Below are 19,496 nucleotides of genomic sequence, written 5' to 3'. Positions count from 1 at the left end.
TCACATATATTCGGATAGTAAATGCTTAAGCTTACCCTGCAAAACAGAGTAGGAAAAATAACGTGTAGCAATTTTATAATTATGTTCCACCATTTTCCTGGTGAGTTCTTTATCATTTAGAATATTCCTGGTTTGTTTGATAGAGTCGTCGGTTACGAATCCGTCTATCTCAACTACTGAAAACCCCCTTGGTTTAATATCCGAAGCGTAGATTGAATAATTATTTACTACAATCGGTTTTTTAAAGTATATAGCCTCAAGAAAAGCGTTACCGAAACCTTCAAAATTTGATGGGTATGTAATAAGATCAGCATGGGGGTAGATATCATCCAGAGTGTAAATTTTTTTACCCGATGCGGTGCGTCCTCTTTGTTCATTAATAATGTCTGAAACAAAAAGCGTATTAACACCCAGCATATTTGAATATTCCCTGATCCTGACTTCATACTCATGCCCTTCATCACCGGAAGCATGGGAAATAACCAATTTGGCTTTTATATTCAGCCTGTGTACCAGCTCTACGGCATGTTCTATACCTTTTCTCTCCACCACCCTTGTGGGCTGGAGAATAAAAAGCTCATCAGGTTCAATCCCGAGGGCATGCCTGACATCAGAAGCATAATCATCAACAGGCGGGGGGGGGGTTTCAAAATCCATTACATTGGGTATAATAGTTGATGATATGCCCATCCTAAGGCCTAATTGCTTATCTGCAGATGAGTTTATCACAACATGCTTTATAGAAGGCAAGGGTGGAGGGAATGCCATATTCAAATAATCCTGAATTGCGCTTGTTAAAAACCGCGTTCGCTCCCAGAAAAAATCATGGTGATGCGCTATGGTGTGTATTCCTATTTCTGCAATCAGCTCTGTGACGGCCAGACCGAGTGGAACATTCAACGGTATGGTGAGTGCATTTTGCGGAACCAGGATATCTATATCGAATTTCTCAATAAACTTGTAAAGATGATCTTTTATTAAACTTTTAAGCCTCTGGATTTTCTGTGTTAGAAAACGTCCCCTTATGCTTGTTCCGAAACAGTTGGTAAAAATATCCCTGATATCCGGATGGTTAAAGTGAGCCTCATCGAGTAAATAGGATCTCTCTGCGGGGCGATCAATCTCGCCGGCAAAATAATAACAGGTCAAGCCTTCTTTTTCAAAAACATCCGCCCATTTCGCAGCTTCAAGAGACACGCCGTCCGTGCCCGCCAGCCGAACAGAAATAAACCCGACATTTTTTATCTTTGTTTCATTTCCCATGACCCGCCCCTTCTTCACAACAATAAATTTACTCCGCCTCGCGCATGCTGCTGCACAGCTGTTCAAAAGCGCCCTCTATCGCCAGTTTGAGCACCTTGATATTTACAGGTTTGCATAGATGACCGTCAAACCCGATCTCTTCAAACAGTTCAGGATCAAATTCGGCAACATGCCCTGACAATGCATAAATTACAGATTCGGAACCTATCTCCCTTATACGTTTACACAACTCCATTCCGTCTATTCCGGGCATCTTTAAATCAGTTATGATAAGTGGATATTTATTCTTAGCCAGTACTCGTATTGCTTCTTCAGAGCTACCGACAGTCTCAACCGTATATCCAAGTTTTTTGATTATATCATTAATGATCCCCCTTTGTGCTTTATCATCGTCAATAAACAGGATCTTTTTTTCTTCCATATATTACACCTCTTTCGATAGCATTGATTTTACTATCAATGGTCAAGGTCACAGGCCCATCGTTTATTAGATGGACATCCATCATAGCCCCGAAACGGCCGGTTTTGACCTTAACACCTTTTCGACTGACATGCTCAACAAAATATTCATAAAGAGTATTAGCCCTTTCCGGTCCGGCAGCATTGATAAACGATGGTCGCCGTCCTTTTTTGCAATCGCCCAGAAGAGTAAACTGTGAAACAACCAGCATACTGCCGCTTGTTTCTATCAGTGACCTGTTCATCTTGTCTTTTTCATCTTCAAAGATTCTCAAATTAACAATCTTCTCCGCCAGATAATCAGCATCAGACTCCACATCACTTTTCGCTACGCCAAGAAGAACTAAAAGCCCCTTTCCGATCCGGGCAACAAATTCACCCTTCACCTTTACAGCACTCTCTTTTACCCTTTGAATCACTGCACGCATAACAAAATATTCATAACGCTGAAAATAATTCCAAAAATCAAAGCTTCGTCACTTAAAACTTTAATTTTATACTGTAAAATCGTATAATCAGTCAACTGTTTTGAGAAGTTTTAACCATATGCTTGAGAAATAATTGAATTCCTTATAACTTACATTCCGCACCTTTAAAAGCACAATATATTGTGATGTTGACTGATAATTTCACTATATAAAGTACAAACTAATTAATGAACTTTTCTAACAAAAAAGTGCTAATGTTTAACATATCTATATATTGATATAAACCTTAAACCAAGACACAATATATAGTATTGTTAATTCAAAAAACATATTGTTTAGGTGCGAAATGTCGATTATAAATAATTTCACTGCATTATCGGTCACAACCTTCAGCCGACCTACTATGGGATCCATATTAGTATCGGCATTCTTATTAAATACTTTAGTTTTTTATGCCCATCGCGGCTGTTGAGCCGCGATAAGTGGACCGTGTGCGTAGCGCAGCGGAGCTCACGGTCCACTTATCAGGGTTATACTAATAAAACCGCATTATTTTATGAATGCTCACACAAATAACGCCCGACGAAAACAGTCTTTTTAGTCAATCCCTGCATCAGGCTCAAACACCCATAGCATTTCTAAGCCAGGACTCAATGGAATCTAAAAAACTTTTTTCATCCTCTACCTGTTTAAAAATTTTGTAAATTATTCTGCCCCCTAAAACTCCGATGTGATTACTTGACAAACAGACTTAAATATATGTATATTATAGTTTTTTTTAAAATAACTTCATAATGAAAATACGTTGTAAAAAACTATAGATTATAAGAAAGGAATGTAATATGGATATTCTTGTTCTTGTCAAACAGGTACCGGATACCGAATCGCTTATCCAGATCGCAGGGGATGGTGTTTCCATCAAAACCGATACTATTAAATGGGTCATGAACCCTTATGATGAGCTGGCGGTGGAAGAGGCTCTGCAAATCAGGGATGCCCAAAGCGGTTCCGTTACAATCCTGTCGATGGGACCAAAAAAGTCAGTAAAAACAATACAAACAGCTCTGGCAATGGGAGCCGATAAAGCGGTTCATATTGATGACCCGCAAGCCGAGGGGAGTGATTCACTGGCCACTGCAAAGATTCTTGCGGCGGCGCTCAAGGACATACCTTATGATCTTATTATTGCAGGCCAGCGCGCTGTCGATCAGGACAATTTTCAAGTAGGAGCAGCAGTAGCCGAATATTTAAGTATTCCCCAGATTTCACAAGTGGTAAAGGAAGAAATCTCCGACGGAAAAATAAAATGCCACCGAGTCGTAGAAGGCGCAACCGAAGTAGTTGAGGCTGCCTTGCCGGTTCTTTTAACCACTCAACGTGGACTTAATGAGCCAAGATATGCAACTCTCCCCGGTATAATGAAAGCCAAAAAGAAACCGATGGAGACTAAAACTCTTGCAGATCTTGACGTTGATCCCGGCGCTGTGGGCGAATCAAATCGCAAGGTCAAAATTATTGCCCTGAACCTTCCGCCTGAAAGAAGCGGTGTAACAATGATAGCCGGCGATTCCGCATCGGATCAGGCAGCAACGCTTGTTAAAATGCTTCATGATGATTTAAAGATCATATAATACAAGGAGATTAATATGGCACAAGGAATATTAGTTTTAGCTGAACAACGTAACGGAGCTTTCCGAAAGGTAGCCTTCGATGCTGTAAGCGAGGGGAGACGCCTTGCAGATAGTATGAATACTGACCTGACGGCTGTAGTTCTAGGTTCCGGCATTGAAAATATTGCAGGAGCACTTAGAAAATACGGCGCAGATAGTATTCTGGCAGCCGATGATTCTGCCCTGGCAGATTATAATACAGATGCATATACTAATGTTTCAGCCAATATAATAGAATCCAAAGATCCCGCATTGATTATCCTGGGAGCATCGATCCACGGCAAGGATCTTGCCGCCAGGCTGGCCGCCAGACTCGATGCCGGTCTTGTTATGGAATGTATCAACATTAAACAGGATGGCGACAAACTGGTCTTTACCCGCCCCATGTACGGTGGCAAAATACTGGCTGATATAGAAATAGAGGGAACCCCTAAAATAGCAGCTATCAGACCGAATGTTATGACGATTGAAGAATCAGAAAAAGCCGTAACAGTGGACAAGGTTGATGTCCGGGTTGGTGAGGTTAAAACATCGGTTGTTGAAAAACTTATTGAAGAAGGTGATAAAATCGAATTAACCGAAGCTGACATTATTATTTCCGGCGGACATGGAACAAGTGGTGATTTTACCGCAATTGAAGATCTTGCCTCTGCTCTGGGCGGCGCTGTCGGTGCTTCCAGGTTTGCCGTTGACGAAGGCTGGCGTCCGCACAGTGACCAGGTTGGACAGACCGGCAAAATAGTATCTCCGAGCCTCTACATAGCTTGCGGAATCTCAGGCGCCATCCAGCATGTGGCCGGTATGTCCACATCCAAAAATATTGTGGCAATCAACAAGGATTCTGAAGCTCCGATTTTTTCCGAATCAGATATAGGGATAGTTGGAGATCTTGTCGAGGTAGTTCCAGCGATAACTGAAGAAGTAAAAAAATTATCTAAAAATCTATAATCAGAAATTTACAAACTGAATAACTGTTTGATATTGTTAACTTTGGTGGATTCGTCGCTACGCTCCTTAATCCACCCTACAATTTTTATATAAAAGTTGGTAGTTTGTAGGGTGGATTAAGCGAAGCGAATCCACCAAAAAAAATTGATTGCTAATCATTTTTTTACCTATCAGATAGTTATAATTCTGATAATTAAAATTATTATTACATCGGGGTGCTGAGTTATTGATCCGCCACTTCCGGTTTAACAGGGATAAAAATTAAGATTATGACTGATTCAAGAGACAGGATGGAGTTTGACGTCCTTTTTGTTGGCGGCGGCCCTGCCAACCTGGCCGGCGCTATTCATCTTATGAACATGGCCCGGAAAAAAGGGCTGGAACTTGAGGTTTGTATTATTGAAAAAGGTTCTACCATCGGCTCCCACTCCCTTAGCGGCGCTATTCTGGATCCTGTGGCATTAAAAGAACTGATGCCTGATTATATTGAAAAAGGATGTCCGATAGAATCTGCCGAGTGCAAAGACAGCTTCTACTATCTTACTCCGACGAGCAGTTTCTGTATGCCCTTTATGCCTAAATATATGAATAATGAGGGTATGAATAATGAGGGATATTTTATAATCAGCCTTTCAAAATTTACTGCCTGGCTGGGAGAAATTGCGGAAGGTATGGGTGTTAATATCTTTCCCGGATTTCCCGGAACAGAGGTGTTATACGATCCAGGTCATACCCGCGTTTTAGGTGTAGCCACAGGCGACAATGGTGTTAACAAGGACGGAAAACATAAACCGAACTTTGAGCAGGGCATTGACCTGATTGCAAAGGCCACCGTTCTTGGTGAAGGCCCTAAGGGGAGCCTGATAAGAAATGTCGGGCAAAAAATGGGGATTTTTAACGGAAAGATGCCCCAGGTTTTCGAGACAGCCATTAAAGAGGTGATTGAGCTTCCGGAAGATAGCCCTTTTATGGCTTCCGATACCACTGTTGTGCATTCTTTTGGCTATCCTCTTGGTTTAAACACCAAAGGCGGAAGCTTTCTCTATAAAATGAAGGATAATATGATTTCCCTTGGCCTGGTTATTGGCCTTGACTATGAAGATCCGGCTTTGGAACCGTATGAAGCCTTCCTGCAGTATAAGAAACATCCGCTTATTGCGGATATAATCAAAGATGGAAAAGTATTGCAGCAGGGAGCTAAAACTCTTTCCGCCGGCGGCCTCTACACCATACCCCAACTCTCAGTTGATGGCGCCCTTTTTGTGGGCGACTCCGCTTCCATGCTGAACATCCAGAGATTAAAGGGTGTTCATACTGCTATGAAATCCGGCATGCTGGCCGCGGAGGCAATCATCAGCGCTGTGGAGAAAAACGATTTTACCCGCAATACCCTGGCATCATACGATGCAAGCTTTGAGGAGAGCTGGATCAGGGATGAGCTTTATGAAGCCCGTAATTTTACCCAGGCCATGGCTAAAAAAATAATTCCCATGGCTATACACCTTGGCGCTCAATATGTTACCGGCGGCAGGGGAATTAAAGACCCGTTGAAAATTGAACCAGACAGCTCAACCCTTAAGAAGCTGACTTCAAAACAGGCTGAGATGATCGACAACAGAACCAAAGAGGAGGTTGACGGGAAACTCCATATTGACAAGTTGACCGGAGTATATCTCTCAGGAACCCAGCACGAGGAAGATCAGCCCTGCCATCTTATAATTCATGACCTCGATATATGTTCCACCCAGTGTTATCAACTATATAGAAGTCCCTGCACCCGCTTCTGCCCCGGAGAAGTTTATGAAATAAAAAAAGACGAGACTTCCAATAAAATACAACTAAAACTTAACCCCTCCAATTGTCTTCATTGCAAAACATGTGAGATTAAAGATCCTTTTAAAAATATTACATGGACATGCCCGGAAGGTGGAGGAGGACCCGGTTATTCGATAGTGTAAAATAAAAAAGGAAGGCAATGATAATTGCCTTCCTTTTTTATTATCTGGGATATCCACTTAACTCAACCAAATAACGTTTAACTATTTGATAACTTGTGATATTTTGTGATTTCTGTTTAATTTTTAAAAATAAGACAAAACCCTTTTAATTACAACAAGTTAGTCCAAGTTAAGTTGAGCCAAATGGATACCCCATATTATATTATACCAACCCTTGATCCAGAAACAAGGCAGATTTTTCCTGTCATGCTGGTGTTTTTTGTAGCCAGCATTTCCGCTACAAAATATACACATCCGTATCCTGTAGCTTCAGGACGACTCAGACTCCCGCCCCAGTACCAAAAAAATCTTTTTTATTTTCGATTATTACAGCCGCTGAAACAGTTTCCATGTGGTAATCAATGCTAATGTATGCTATTTTCATATTATCTATGGCTCGTAGCAAGTGAATTGATACCATCTTATTATTAATAAAGATAAAAAAGTATCAAATCATGTGCGACGAACTATAATTGGAACAATTATTTTTTTGTGTCTTTTTAGTGTTTTAAAATGGAAAAAATAAAACCGGATACATACGATAAATATATTAAGGCTATCACGGACATCAGCCGTGCAATAACTTCCGACAAGTATCTGGAAGATATTCTCAAATTAATTGTGATGGTTACTGCTAAAGTTACTGGTTTTGAAATCTGTTCTCTGTGGCTTGTGGATAAAAGCGTGTATCCCAAAAAAATACATCTCAAGGCGACTCAAGCCATTGAACCGGAATATGTGAAAAATCGCTCTCTTAATCAAGTAGAAGGTGTTGTTGGCTTTGTTGCGACCCACAATCAGCCCCTTGTTGTTCCGGATGTCCTAAAAGAGCCACGGTTTAAAGAAAAAGAGATGGCTAGAAAATTAGGACTGGTTTCCATGCTTAGCATCCCGTTGGAAGTCAAAGAGGATAAGGTCATTGGGGTGCTCAATTGCTTTACAGTTGAAACCCATAAATTTAGTCAGGCAGAGATCAATTTAATTACTGCAGTGGCGAATCAGGCAGCTATTGCGATTATGAATACGGAACTGATGGTAAAGACCAAGGTGATTCAGGAAGAGTTGGAGACACGCAAGCTTGTGGAACGAGCCAAAGATATTCTTATGCACAAACGAAAAATAAAAGGAGACGAAGCATACCGTTGGTTGCAAAGGCATAGCATGGACTCGCGTAAATCCATGCGGCAAGTAGCTGAGGCAATTCTTCTTTCCGCAGAATTGATGAACTCGTAAAAAGTCCCAACTTTTTATTTTGGCTGCAACATATAGTGTTATTAGCCTCTACTATGCCTAATATATTGTAAAGGCAAATTGATTTTTCAACTTTTTACGAGACTATCAGAATTGGAGCAGGTTAAAAAATAAGTGTAAACTATTTTTACGTTCCAAGGGACGCAGAAGGATTTCCCGCTTTGCAATAAAAAGCTTGACAAAATTTTTATTTTAACTATATAAGGGTGTTGCAAAGATTGTTATTATCGGTAGTTAAAACAAGTAGTTACGCCATAATGGAAAAATGGGGTTTTTCTGGGTTAACTAATTGATTTTATTATAAAAGTTTTTTTACTTTGCAATACCCTTTATATATAAAAGTTTTGTCTTAGCTAATGTTTAATTTGCACAATGGCGTGTAGATGTGTTGAATAGTTAAGTGAAATTGTAAACGCAGTTATATAAAAAAGACAAAGGCGTCTTGTTTCCCTTCAATGGGAATAGGCGCTTTTTTTTGCGCCTGTTTTTACTAAGAAACGGGGACGAAATTTTTTTTCCCGTTCCTAAACAATAAAAATAGGAGGCTGATAACAATGAATTTACAAAAACCAAATGCAAATGACGCCCTTCAAACCAAAAACCGTTCTCGAGACGTTGCTCCCCAGTCCGGCATATGCAGCAAATGCATTGACGGGTGCAAAGGAAACTGCGATATGTTTCGAGCCACTTTTCGTGGCAGAGAACTTTTGTATCCGGAACCTTTTGGGAGCGTTACTGCCGGTGCCGACAAAGACTATCCCGTTGACTACTCATATCTAAATATTATGGGGTATGCCCTGGGTGCTAAAGGTGTAGAGCCGGATCCTGATCAGGCCACTTTTCCCACTGTTAATACGGAAACGTCCTATGGCGTTACTGAAAAAGTCAAACTAAAGGTGCCCATGTTTACCGGGGCACTGGGCAGTACTGATATCGCTCGAAAGAATTGGAAACATTTTACAATTGGGGCCGCAATAAGTGGCATTACATTAGTATGTGGCGAAAATGTGTGTGGTATTGATACTGAACTGGAACTGAACAGCAAGGGAAAGATAAAAAAGTCTCCTGAAATGGACCGTCGTGTCAAGGAATATCGACGCTATCATGAAGGTTATGGCGATATCACCGTTCAGATGAATATGGAAGACACTCGAAACGGCGTTGCTAAGTATGTAATAGACAAACTCGGAGTGGAGACCATTGAATTGAAATGGGGCCAAGGTGCCAAGTGTATTGGTGGCGAGATAAAGGTGAGCTCTCTGGAGCGGGCAATTGAACTGAAACAACGGGGCTATATCGTAACCCCTGACCCTGAAAACCCTGCTTTCCAGGCAGCCTTTAAGGCCGGACCGCTGAAGCAATTCGAACGTCATTCCCGCCTTGGGTTTATTAATCAGGAAGGCTTTATGAAAGAGGTTGAAAGAGTGCGAGGCATTGGTGCCAAGCGCGTAACCTTAAAGACCGGGGCATATCCCATGAGAAAATTGGCAATGGCAATCCGCTGGTCCAGCGATACAAAAATTGATCTGTTGACCATAGATGGCGCACCTGGAGGCACCGGCATGAGCCCATGGCGAATGATGTCCGAGTGGGGCATACCATCTATCTATCTCCATTCTATGACTTATGAACTGTGTGAGCGCTTGGCACAGAGAGGAAAATGGGTTCCGGACATTGCCTTTGCAGGCGGATTTTCTTCTGAAGATCATGTGTTCAAAGCATTAGCCTTGGGCAGCCCATATTGTAAGGCCGTATGCATGGGGCGTGCGTTGATGATCCCAGGCATGGTTGGTAAAAATTCTGAAAAATGGCTACGGGGCGAAGATGGAGGTCTGCCTGGGACAGTTTCAAGATTTGGCTCGACAAAGGAAGAAATTTTCATGAACTATGAAGTTTTAAAGGAAAAGTACGGTGCCGAAGCAGACAGTTTCCCTCTTGGTGCCGTTGGTATATTCAATGTTACGGATAAAACAAAGGTGGGATTGCAGCAGATTATGGCTGGTTCCAGAAATTGGGAAGTCCAATATATCAGCAGAAAGGACATATTCTCTTTGACTGAGGAATGTGCCAAAATTACGGATATTCCATATGTTATGGATGCGTATAGGGAAGAAGCACTCGGTATAATTGATTCTTGATAACTTCCATTACAATAGGGTATGCAATATGCTTTCAATTGATAATCTCTTTGCCAGTGAATTTCATGCACGCTTTAAAGTGTTTCATGAATTGATGACTATCAAGGTCAGAGAGATCCTGCTGGTTTCCAGTCTTTATGATGCGTTTATTATGGAAGAGGACGGCAGGCTTGCATCAAGGATTATGAATGAATATAAAGGGTTAAATCTTAGCCAGCCACCTAGGTTCACCCGGAAGTCGTCTGCCAATGAAGCTTTAGATCTCCTGAAAAAAAAAAAATTCGACATGGTCATAACCATGCCGCATCTTGATGAAATGGACGCCTTTTCTTTGGGCCTGGAAATCAAAAAAATCAAACCTGGTCTTCCCGTAATCCTTCTTGCCCACAGCCCAAGAGGTATTTATCCCCTTCCTGAAAATAAAGATTGCAGTGGGGTTGACAAAATATATATTTGGTCCGGAAATTCCAACCTGCTTCTGGCATTGGTAAAAAATATGGAAGATCACCTGACCGTTGCGCATGATACCAGTAAAGCAAATGTCAGGGTATTGATATTGGTTGAAGATTCCCCAGTTTATTATTCGTCTTTTCTGCCGCTGATTTATAAAGAGATCGTCACTCAGACGCAGGCTGTTATGGAGGTGGGGCTTAACGAAGAACACCGTCTGCTCACCATGCGTGCCAGGCCAAAAATACTGCTGGCCGAAAATTATGAAGAGGCCTTGGATCTCTACCAAAAATTTCGCGACTTTGTATTCGGCGTAATATCGGACACCCGCATCCCCAAGGACGGTAAAATAGTGGCCGACGCAGGTGCCCGGTTGTTATCCCTGATAAGACAGGATCTTCCTGATCTTCCTTTACTCCTCCTTAGCGCTGAACCGGAAAACATGGCAAAGGCGACTGAGATACCGGCAGTATTTCTGGATAAAAACTCTCCAAATCTTCTGGCAGAAATACATAATTTTTTTCTGACCAAATTGGGATTTGGAGATTTTGTCTTTCGCACACAGACTGGTGCAGAGATCGACAGGGCCACTAATCTTCTTCAGCTTCAAGGAAAAGTAGCTCAAATATCGGATGAATCCCTATTGTATCATGCAAAGCGAAATCATTTTTCCAACTGGATGATTGCCCGTTCAGAGATCGCCCTAGGTTCCAAATTTCGTGATGTTAAGTCTGATGACTTTAGCAATACTGAAGACTTGAGACAATATATTGTCTCTAGTATTCGTCGATTACGTAAATTGCGTCAAAAAGGGATTATTGCCAAGTATGACCCGGATCATTTTGATCCATATGTTCGGGATTTCGTGAAAATTGGCGAGGGTTCCCTGGGCGGTAAAGGAAGAGGATTGGCATTTATGTCAGCTCTTCTTGAGGATAATCAGGATATATATGAGAAATACCCTGAATTTAATATCCTTATTCCAAAAACCTTGGTCATCGGTACTGACTGCTTTGAATTGTTCGTATTTCAAAATAGACTTCAAGGCTTTGCAAACGATGGTTTTTCCGACCAGGAAGTAGCTGAAGGTTTTTTAAAGGCGAAATTGCCTGAATGGTTGAACAAACAACTTGAAACGTTCCTATCTCAGGTTCTATACCCTCTTTCCGTCCGTTCTTCAAGTCTCCTTGAAGATGCGCAATTTCACCCTTATGCAGGTCTTTATCAGACGTACATGATTCCAAACAATCATCCCGACCTCTCTAAAAGGCTTCACCATCTCGTAAGGGCCATAAAACTTGTATATGCATCTACCTATTTTGAAGGCCCCAAGGCATTTGCAAAAAATACAATCAATAAAACCCAGGAAGAGGCAATGGCTGTTGTTATTGAACAGATTGCCGGAACCGAGTACGGAGACTATTTTTATCCGGACATTTCAGGGGTTGCACAGTCCCATAATTTTTATCCGGTTTCCTATATGAAACCCGAAGATGGAATTGTACATCTTGCTTTGGGTTTTGGTAAAACAGTAGTGGAAGGGGAGAAAACTCTGCGCTTCTCACCTAAATATCCGGCCATATTACCCCAGTTTTCCACCGTTGATGATATCCTGTCAAATGCCCAGAGGTTTTTTTATGCCTTAAAGATTAAAAATAATTTTAAAGAGCTTGATTTTGACAATTATTCCAACCTGGAAAAAAGAGAAGTGGATGAAGCTGCAGACGAATTTCCGGTTAAATCCCTTGCAGGTACGTATATTCCGGACGAACATCGTATAAGGGATACGGGGTATATGCCGGGTCCCAAGATTTTAACGTTTGCCTCGGTATTGAAATATAAATTGATCCCTTTGCCTGAACTGTTGTGCGATTTTTTGGAGCTGGGGCGTAAAAGCATGGGAACTCCAGTTGAAATTGAGTTTGCTGCTAATTTAAGTCCAACTAAAGGGGAAAAGAGTAATTTTTTCTTTCTTCAGATGCGACCTATGGTGGCTGATGAAAATCGGTATGGAGTGCCGATAACCCGGGAAGATTATGAAAATGCCTTTTGTATTTCTTCCCAAGCCCTGGGCAGTGGGAAAAATAATCAGATCGCAGATATTGTTTATGTCAAACCTGATGATTTTAAGCTGCAGAAAACAGTTAAAATGGTGGATGAGATAAACCGTATAAATGCCGATTTGTTGAAGGTAAAACGTCCATACCTTCTCATTGGACCAGGAAGATGGGGTTCTGCGGACAGATGGCTTGGTATCCCTGTCCAGTGGCGGAATATTTCAGGTGTTAGTGCTATTATTGAAATCAGGAATGAACAATTACAGGCTGATCCTTCACAAGGGTCTCATTTTTTTCAGAACATTACTTCTCTGGGCATACCTTATATTACTGTTACCGAAGGTTCGGAAGATTCTCTTGATTGGAAATGGCTTGATTCCTTGTCCAGCATAACGGAAACAACTTTTCTTCGTCATGTAAGGCTGGAAAAACCTATGGTTTTAAAAATCGATGGCAGGAAGTCTCAATGCGTAATTATTGCGACTTGATAAAAATATCAAGTTTTTGTGTGTTACGCGTTTGATAAAGACGTAAATTTAAATTTGTCAGACGGCATATTATTAATTAACAGGAGGTTAACAGTGACAAACATTTTAGATGTGGTAAAATCCAAGGATCCGGATCAGAAAGAATTTCATCAGGCTGTAACTGAAGTATTGGAAACGGTTCAGCCTGTTTTGGATAGAAATCCTGAATTTCGTCAGGCTGCTATTCTGGAGAGAATCGTGGAACCTGAAAGGTTAATTATGTTTCGTGTCCCGTGGATGGATGATCAGGGGCAGGTACAGGTAAATCGTGGTTTCAGGATAGAAATGAACAGCGCTATTGGGCCATATAAAGGCGGATTGCGTTTTCATCCATCAGTAACCCTGAGCATTCTCAAATTTTTGGCTTTTGAGCAGGTCTTTAAAAACGCCCTGACCACCTTGCCGATGGGAGGAGGTAAGGGAGGTTCAGACTTTGATCCCAAGGGAAAATCCGATAATGAAGTGATGCGATTTTGTCAAAGTTTCATGTTAGAACTTTTTCGACATATCGGTCCCAATACGGATATTCCGGCCGGCGATATTGGAATAGGGGCCAGGGAGATCGGTTTTCTTTTTGGCATGTACAAGAAATTACGGAATGAATTCACTGGTGTTTTGACCGGCAAGGCTCTGGCATGGGGCGGGAGCTTGATTCGTCCAGAGGCAACCGGATATGGATGCGTCTATTTTGCAGCTGAAATGTTGTCCACCAAATATGACAATTTTGAAGGCAAATCCTGCCTTGTTTCAGGCTCCGGGAATGTTGCCCAATATACTGTGGAAAAGATAAATGAACTAGGCGGTAAAGTGGTAACCCTTTCTGATTCCACAGGATATATTTTTGATGAAGAAGGCATTGATAAGGACAAGCTTGACTTTGTTATGCGCTTAAAAAACATCAGGCGCGGCAGAATCAAAGAGTACATTGAAAAATATTCCGGAGCGGTTTATACGGAAGTGGATACTTCTCTTGACCACAATCCATTGTGGGATCATAAAGCGGACTGCGCCTTCCCCAGTGCGACACAAAATGAGATCAATGAAAAGGATGCTAATAACTTGGTAAATAATGGAGTAAAACTTGTTGCTGAGGGCGCTAACATGCCTTCAACGCCGGAAGCTATTGATATTTTTGTTGAAAACAAGCTTCTTTATGCTCCGGGTAAAGCAGCCAACGCCGGAGGGGTAGCCGTATCAGGTCTTGAAATGGCACAGAACAGCATGCGTATAAGCTGGCCCAAGGAAGAGGTGGACAACCGCCTCAAGATAATCATGAAAAGTATTCATCAAAGTTGTGTAGATGCATCTGAGGAATACGGCGCTCCCGGCAATTACATGGTAGGCGCTAACATTGCAGGTTTTGTTAAAGTAGTGAATGCAATGCTGGATCAAGGGCTTGTATAAAAAAAACAGTAACTAATCAGGTTCGTGATTAATCGGCGCTCAGATTGTGGAGGTTCCCGGGCAGAAGCCCGGGAACCTGGAGAAACAAAAGATTAACCCTGTAATCAGCCTACCTGGACATTGTTATTGATAAAATCAACAATAACATCGATATTGGTCTCGACCCCAAAGACTGCGTCAGCGCCCATATCCTTTAACTTCCGGACATCAACCCCGGGGATAGTGCCGCCGACAAGAAGCAACTGATCATCCAGTCCTTTTTCTTTGCTCAGATTTATATATTTTTTAGTTAGAGCCAGGTGACTGCCGGATAGTATGCTCAGGCCTACAACGTCAACATCTTCATCCATAGCGGTAGCTACAATATTCGGTATTTTCTGGTGCAAACCGGTATAGATCACTTCCATGCCGGCATCTCTTAACGCCCTTGAAATAAACTTGGCCCCGCGATCATGACCGTCCAGCCCAGGTTTGGCAAGCAATACCCTGATTTTTCGTTGTCCCATAATTTTCACTCCTTGAATCAAGCTATATTCTTTGTGTTGAAAAAATATAATCATACTGATAAACATTTAAAAGTTAATAAACTCAAAATCATTATTAACCTAATATAAAAGGATGCTTGTCATGGATTGCCAATACATCACTGATAAATCAGGCGTTCCGGTTTCTGTAATAATTTCAATTTCAGAATGGGAATCAATTCAGAAACAACTCCGGCATAAGTCTGAAAAAAAATCAATAAAAAACATAAAAAATGAAATCAAACTCCTAACAGAAAAATACAAAAGTGTACGACCATTCAAATCAATTTCAGACCCATCAGCATGGCAAAAAGGAATTAGAGATGAATGGTAAGAAAGCTCTGATCGATAGTAATATTATCATTTATCTTTCAAAGCAGGATCTTCCCCTGAATTTTTTTGATGCGTTAGATGATTTATATATTTCAATAATTACATACATGGAAATTCTTGGATATGCATTTGAAAGTCTGAATGAAGAAAAATATATTAGGGAGTTACTGGGAATATTTGGAGTTATTTATATTGATCAGGAAATAGCTGATACGACAATTAACATTAGAAAAAAAAGCAAAATAAAATTACCTGATGCAATTATCGCTGCCACTGCAATTTCAGAAGGTCTTGATCTTGTAACAAGAAATGTTGAAGATTTTAAAAATATAGATGTAAAGTTGATTAATCCATTCCAAAAATGAATTAAAAAGCACTTGAATAACATCGAAGAATAGAAAATCTATGTTATTGATAAAATCAACAATAACATCGATATTGGTCTCGACCCCAAAGACTGCGTCAGCGCCCATATCCTTTAACTTCCGGACATCAACCCCGGGGATAGTGCCGCCGACAAGAAGCAACTGATCATCCAGTCTTTTTTCTTTGCTCAGATTTATATATTTTTTAGTTAGAGCCAGGTGACTGCCGGATAGTATGCTCAGGCCTACAACGTCAACATCTTCATCCATAGCGGTAGCTACAATATTCGGTATTTTCTGGTGCAAACCGGTATAGATCACTTCCATGCCGGCATCTCTTAACGCCCTTGAAATAAACTTGGCCCCGCGATCATGACCGTCCAGCCCAGGTTTGGCAAGCAATACCCTGATTTTTCGTTGTCCCATAATTTTCACTCCTTGAATCAAGCTATATTCTTTTTTGCTTTTTTATTAAAAAGGTCGAAACCTTATACTGGTTCAACAAACTCACCAAATACATTTTTGAGTGTTGCGACTATCTCCTCAACCGTTGCATAAGCCTTGACCGCATTGATCAGTAAAGGCATCATATTATCCGTGCCTTCGGCCGCAACCTTTAAAATTTTAAGAGTCTCCCCTACCTTCACATTGTCTCGTTCTTTTTTTAACTGTTTTACCCTGGCAATTTGACGTTCCACCGCTTCTTCATTCGCCTGGTGTATCTGGATTTCTTCAATGTCACCTTCCATTGCAAACTTGTTTACACCAACAACAATATGTTCTCCGCTCATTTTGGCCTTGGTCGTATCGTATGCTACCCGGGCCATCTCACTCTGAATATAACCTTTTTCAATCAATTCTATAACAGTACCCTTGCTCTCCAGTTCCACCATATATTTCCTAGTCTCTTTTTCTATAAGGTCGGTCAGCCATTCAATATAATACGAACCGGCCAATGGGTCTACGGTATTTGCTACTCCGGATTCATGGGCGATAATCTGCTGGGTTCTAAGACCTAAAAGAGCTGTTTTCTCTGTGGGAATAGCGTAAGCCTCATCATATGCAGGTGTAAAATAGGACTGAACGCCCCCCAGAACACCTCCCAGGGTCATCAAAGTCAGACGTATGATATTATTTTCCGGCTCCGCGTGTGTCAATTCATCGCCGCATCCGGCCGAAAAGACTCTGAACATCATGGATTTAGGATCCTTGGCGCCGAACCTCTCCTTCATTATGCTGGCCCAAAGTTTTCTGGCGGCCCGGTGTTTTGCTACTTCTTCAAAGAGATTCACATGGTTGACCACAAGATAACTCAGCCTGGGAGCAAAATCATCAACATCAATGCCGCGGTCGACTATAGTCTGAATATACTCTATTCCATTGAGCATCATAAAGGCAAGTTCCTGGATCAGGCTTGCGCCCCCGCTCCTGTAATGGCCTCCTGAAATACTGATGGCATTGAACCTGGGCACCTCTTTCATACAAAAGACGATGCTGTCGGCAATTAACCTGACTGAAGGTTTGGGCGGAAAAATATATGTTCCCCTGGCAACATATTCCTTCAGGATATCATTCTGGACGGTCCCTCCGACCTTTTCCCGCGGGACTCCCTGCTTTTCTGCGGCAGCAACATACATCGCGAGAATTATAGGCGCAATGCCGTTAATCGTAAAAGATGTGGTAACTTTTCCCAGATCTATCCCGTCAAAAAGAATCTCCATATCTTTTAAAGAACTTATAGCAACGCCTACTCTTCCAATCTCTTCCTTGATATCTTCATTATCAGAATCATACCCCATCTGGGTCGGCAGATCAAAAGCGACGCTCAAACCCATATTACCCTGCTCAATTAGATATTTGTAACGAGCATTAGATTCATCTGCCGAATCACATCCGGCATACTGCCGCATGGTCCACAATCTTCCGCGATACATGGAGGGATAAGCCCCACGGGTAAATGGATACTCACCAGGGAACCCTATATCCTTATTATAATCGATATGCTGAATATCAGCAGGTGTAAAAAGCACCTCAACATTTTCATCCACCCCTTCAATTATCGGTTTAACATCCTTTTTATAGGGCTTCTTGTTAAGGAGCTCTCTTTTCCATCTTTCCTTTTCCTTTGCAATATCTTCCAAAACAGTCATTCTTCTCCCCCCTGTTTTTGCCGCCGGCATTCTCCGGTCGTGTGTAATAGATTAATGACAAAGCTCCAGGAGTTCTGTAACATCCTGCAGCTTATCAAGATTTTTAACCAAATCTATCAATTTATCAACATTTTGAACCGGAATAACATTGATTGCCAAATCCTTAAATTTTTCCCCAAGCTCTATATATGAAATCGGATTTAAGGGACTCCCCTTAGGGGCATCCGTCTCGGCCCGGTATTCAGCGCCGTCTTTCATTTTCACTAAAGCTTTGGCGCGAAAATCTAATTCCAAATCAGGGATAATATTAAGTTTAACTTTTTTACGTAAAGTAACAAGCTGGGGATTATTAACCTTTTCATCCGTAAATTTATCTATCCCGGCTTCTCCGTCGGATAGAGCCAGGGCAGCGCAGAAATATACACTGAACTTGCCTTCCAGCCCGCTTTTGGGATCAATCTCTCCGGAAGCGTCACCTGCTATTTTGGTGACGTCCAATAGTATCTCCGCAACATCTTCGATATTTATGTTTTCCCTCCGGCGGATCTCCTTCATTAAATCGATGGTTGAATGTGTTGCGCCGCATGAAGCATAAGGTTTAAAACTAATGGTGGGTAGATGAAAAAATTCTCCTAGTTTGTCCACCATCTTATCCATATCCGGCTCGTCAGAAAAAAGATCCATAAAGCCGTGTTTACCCTCAAGAATATTCTGGGAACACTCAAAACCTTTTTGAGCCAGAATAGCTGCCAGGACCCCATCCATGGAGGCTTTTCCGGCGTGAAATGATTTTCCCATATTTCCAAAAACCAGCCTGAGGCCGCCGGCAGTGGTTCCTGCTATTCCGAATGCATTGCCAAGTGTTTCAACATCAAGATTAAGAAGCTTGCCGGCACCGGCTGCAGCGCCGAATTTACCGAGCGTGGAAGTTGCGTGCCAGCCCCGGTCATAATGAAGTCTTTTAGCTCCGTATCCGACCCGGACCATTATATCAAAAGCGATAATCAAAGCTGTAACAAGATTTTGGCCGCTTAATTTTTTATATTCGACAACTGCTAAAACAGCAGGCAAAAAAGCAACTGTAGGATGACTAAGAGTCGGTCCGTGGTAATCGTCCATATCGAGCACATGGGACATTGATCCGTTAGCCAGAGCAGCCTTAAGCATATCCGTCTTAATTCCTTTGCCGATAATTGTAGCCTGTTGCGGGCCGTTTTCTCCGTCAAGTTCAGTAATCATATCCGCCATGACGGAGCCCATCTTCTTCCTGGAGCCTGCCAGGGTTACTCCCAGCCAATCGAGAAAAACGAGTTTGCTGTGCTCTATAACATCCGCAGGTATATCATTATATGAAGTATTACATACAAATTCCGATAGTTTTCTGGTTGGCATCGGATTCTCCTTCCAAGGAACGAGGACGAAATAACTTCCCCAACTATGCATCACATCTTCAGGCCATCTTTATGCCTACTTGTGGAATTTATTTCGTCCCCATTCCTTACCCACCACTTTATATAGATTGTCAGATAATA

16 protein-coding genes and 1 pseudogene are annotated in these 19,496 nt (G+C 41.7%); 9 read left to right on the top strand and 8 right to left on the bottom strand.

Annotated features, from left to right (window positions below; genetic code table 11):
* From BuS5_RS18100 to dtd, 3 genes are read right to left on the bottom strand one after another with little or no spacing between them, the layout of a single operon-like run.
* The gene (locus BuS5_RS18100) at positions 1-1,263 is read right to left on the bottom strand and encodes a glycosyltransferase family 4 protein (protein ID WP_027352836.1); all 1,263 of its coding nucleotides are present in this window, start codon (positions 1,261-1,263) and stop codon (positions 1-3) included.
* Positions 1,264-1,291: 28 nt separating this feature from the next.
* Positions 1,292-1,684 carry a response regulator gene (locus BuS5_RS18095; RefSeq protein ID WP_027352835.1) on the bottom strand — a complete coding sequence of 131 codons (393 nt, stop codon included), beginning with the start codon at positions 1,682-1,684 and terminating at the stop codon, positions 1,292-1,294.
* The gene (gene dtd / locus BuS5_RS18090; RefSeq protein ID WP_051374536.1) at positions 1,656-2,150 is read right to left on the bottom strand and encodes a D-aminoacyl-tRNA deacylase; all 495 of its coding nucleotides are present in this window, start codon (positions 2,148-2,150) and stop codon (positions 1,656-1,658) included. The genes BuS5_RS18095 and dtd overlap by 29 nt, the downstream gene beginning before the upstream one ends.
* A gap of 842 nt (positions 2,151-2,992) precedes the next feature.
* On the opposite strand from dtd, the gene BuS5_RS18085 reads away from it, so the two are divergent.
* From BuS5_RS18085 to BuS5_RS18075, 3 genes are all read left to right on the top strand, one after another.
* On the top strand, positions 2,993-3,781 hold the full coding sequence (locus BuS5_RS18085) for an electron transfer flavoprotein subunit beta/FixA family protein (RefSeq protein ID WP_027352834.1): 789 nt from the start codon (positions 2,993-2,995) through the stop codon (positions 3,779-3,781).
* Between the two features lie 15 nt (positions 3,782-3,796).
* On the top strand, positions 3,797-4,768 hold the full coding sequence (locus tag BuS5_RS18080; RefSeq protein ID WP_027352833.1) for an electron transfer flavoprotein subunit alpha/FixB family protein: 972 nt from the start codon (positions 3,797-3,799) through the stop codon (positions 4,766-4,768).
* A 269-nt stretch (positions 4,769-5,037) separates the two neighbouring features.
* The gene (locus BuS5_RS18075) at positions 5,038-6,726 is read left to right on the top strand and encodes an electron transfer flavoprotein-ubiquinone oxidoreductase (RefSeq protein ID WP_027352832.1); all 1,689 of its coding nucleotides are present in this window, start codon (positions 5,038-5,040) and stop codon (positions 6,724-6,726) included.
* A gap of 215 nt (positions 6,727-6,941) precedes the next feature.
* On the opposite strand, the pseudogene BuS5_RS20595 reads toward BuS5_RS18075, so the two are convergent.
* A pseudogene (locus tag BuS5_RS20595) lies at positions 6,942-7,061 on the bottom strand (hypothetical protein); the annotation flags it as partial.
* A gap of 217 nt (positions 7,062-7,278) precedes the next feature.
* On the opposite strand from BuS5_RS20595, the gene BuS5_RS18065 reads away from it, so the two are divergent.
* From BuS5_RS18065 to gdhA, 4 genes are all read left to right on the top strand, one after another.
* Entirely contained in the window at positions 7,279-7,998 is a 720-nt protein-coding gene (locus tag BuS5_RS18065; RefSeq protein ID WP_027352831.1) for a GAF and ANTAR domain-containing protein, read from the top strand.
* Between the two features lie 572 nt (positions 7,999-8,570).
* Complete coding sequence (locus tag BuS5_RS18060; protein ID WP_027352830.1) at positions 8,571-10,154, top strand: glutamate synthase-related protein; 1,584 nt, start codon at positions 8,571-8,573, stop codon at positions 10,152-10,154.
* Positions 10,155-10,182: 28 nt separating this feature from the next.
* Entirely contained in the window at positions 10,183-13,149 is a 2,967-nt protein-coding gene (locus BuS5_RS18055) for a PEP/pyruvate-binding domain-containing protein (protein ID WP_027352829.1), read from the top strand.
* A gap of 93 nt (positions 13,150-13,242) precedes the next feature.
* On the top strand, positions 13,243-14,592 hold the full coding sequence (gdhA, locus tag BuS5_RS18050) for an NADP-specific glutamate dehydrogenase (RefSeq protein WP_027352828.1): 1,350 nt from the start codon (positions 13,243-13,245) through the stop codon (positions 14,590-14,592).
* A gap of 104 nt (positions 14,593-14,696) precedes the next feature.
* Here the strand turns inward: gdhA and BuS5_RS18045 are convergent, their stop codons facing one another.
* A complete protein-coding gene (locus BuS5_RS18045; protein WP_274427845.1) occupies positions 14,697-15,098 on the bottom strand; it encodes a cobalamin B12-binding domain-containing protein in 402 nt (133 codons plus the stop codon).
* A 121-nt stretch (positions 15,099-15,219) separates the two neighbouring features.
* Between BuS5_RS18045 and BuS5_RS18040 the strand changes: the two genes are divergently transcribed.
* The gene (locus BuS5_RS18040) at positions 15,220-15,450 is read left to right on the top strand and encodes a hypothetical protein (RefSeq protein ID WP_274427844.1); all 231 of its coding nucleotides are present in this window, start codon (positions 15,220-15,222) and stop codon (positions 15,448-15,450) included.
* Positions 15,440-15,814 carry a type II toxin-antitoxin system VapC family toxin gene (locus BuS5_RS18035; RefSeq protein ID WP_274427843.1) on the top strand — a complete coding sequence of 125 codons (375 nt, stop codon included), beginning with the start codon at positions 15,440-15,442 and terminating at the stop codon, positions 15,812-15,814. The genes BuS5_RS18040 and BuS5_RS18035 overlap by 11 nt, the downstream gene beginning before the upstream one ends.
* Here BuS5_RS18035 and BuS5_RS18030 read toward each other — a convergent pair.
* The 3 genes from BuS5_RS18030 to BuS5_RS18020 form a co-directional block, all read right to left on the bottom strand.
* Positions 15,731-16,240, bottom strand: coding sequence for a cobalamin B12-binding domain-containing protein (locus BuS5_RS18030; protein WP_274427842.1), 510 nt, complete (start codon positions 16,238-16,240; stop codon positions 15,731-15,733). The two genes, BuS5_RS18035 and BuS5_RS18030, sit on opposite strands and share 84 nt — an antisense overlap.
* Positions 16,241-16,302: 62 nt before the next feature.
* A complete protein-coding gene (locus tag BuS5_RS18025) occupies positions 16,303-17,964 on the bottom strand; it encodes an acyl-CoA mutase large subunit family protein (protein ID WP_027353561.1) in 1,662 nt (553 codons plus the stop codon).
* 51 nt (positions 17,965-18,015) lie between these two features.
* A complete protein-coding gene (locus BuS5_RS18020; protein ID WP_035264937.1) occupies positions 18,016-19,356 on the bottom strand; it encodes an MmgE/PrpD family protein in 1,341 nt (446 codons plus the stop codon).
* Positions 19,357-19,496 lie beyond the last annotated feature (140 nt).

The organism is Desulfosarcina sp. BuS5 (assembly GCF_028752835.1).
Lineage (GTDB): Bacteria > Desulfobacterota > Desulfobacteria > Desulfobacterales > BuS5 > BuS5.
This window is presented reverse-complemented; position numbering and strand designations above follow the sequence as displayed.

What these genes read in the sequence shown, in the direction of transcription:
- BuS5_RS18100 (WP_027352836.1), bottom strand. Translation starts at nt 1,263, where the DNA reads ATGGGAAATGAAACAAAGATAAAAAATGTCGGGTTTATTTCTGTTCGG.
- BuS5_RS18095 (WP_027352835.1), bottom strand. Translation starts at nt 1,684, where the DNA reads ATGGAAGAAAAAAAGATCCTGTTTATTGACGATGATAAAGCACAAAGG.
- dtd (WP_051374536.1), bottom strand. Translation starts at nt 2,150, where the DNA reads ATGCGTGCAGTGATTCAAAGGGTAAAAGAGAGTGCTGTAAAGGTGAAG.
- BuS5_RS18085 (WP_027352834.1), top strand. Translation starts at nt 2,993, where the DNA reads ATGGATATTCTTGTTCTTGTCAAACAGGTACCGGATACCGAATCGCTT.
- BuS5_RS18080 (WP_027352833.1), top strand. Translation starts at nt 3,797, where the DNA reads ATGGCACAAGGAATATTAGTTTTAGCTGAACAACGTAACGGAGCTTTC.
- BuS5_RS18075 (WP_027352832.1), top strand. Translation starts at nt 5,038, where the DNA reads ATGACTGATTCAAGAGACAGGATGGAGTTTGACGTCCTTTTTGTTGGC.
- BuS5_RS18065 (WP_027352831.1), top strand. Translation starts at nt 7,279, where the DNA reads ATGGAAAAAATAAAACCGGATACATACGATAAATATATTAAGGCTATC.
- BuS5_RS18060 (WP_027352830.1), top strand. Translation starts at nt 8,571, where the DNA reads ATGAATTTACAAAAACCAAATGCAAATGACGCCCTTCAAACCAAAAAC.
- BuS5_RS18055 (WP_027352829.1), top strand. Translation starts at nt 10,183, where the DNA reads ATGCTTTCAATTGATAATCTCTTTGCCAGTGAATTTCATGCACGCTTT.
- BuS5_RS18045 (WP_274427845.1), bottom strand. Translation starts at nt 15,098, where the DNA reads ATGGGACAACGAAAAATCAGGGTATTGCTTGCCAAACCTGGGCTGGAC.
- BuS5_RS18040 (WP_274427844.1), top strand. Translation starts at nt 15,220, where the DNA reads ATGGATTGCCAATACATCACTGATAAATCAGGCGTTCCGGTTTCTGTA.
- BuS5_RS18035 (WP_274427843.1), top strand. Translation starts at nt 15,440, where the DNA reads ATGAATGGTAAGAAAGCTCTGATCGATAGTAATATTATCATTTATCTT.
- BuS5_RS18030 (WP_274427842.1), bottom strand. Translation starts at nt 16,240, where the DNA reads ATGGGACAACGAAAAATCAGGGTATTGCTTGCCAAACCTGGGCTGGAC.
- BuS5_RS18025 (WP_027353561.1), bottom strand. Translation starts at nt 17,964, where the DNA reads ATGACTGTTTTGGAAGATATTGCAAAGGAAAAGGAAAGATGGAAAAGA.
- BuS5_RS18020 (WP_035264937.1), bottom strand. Translation starts at nt 19,356, where the DNA reads ATGCCAACCAGAAAACTATCGGAATTTGTATGTAATACTTCATATAAT.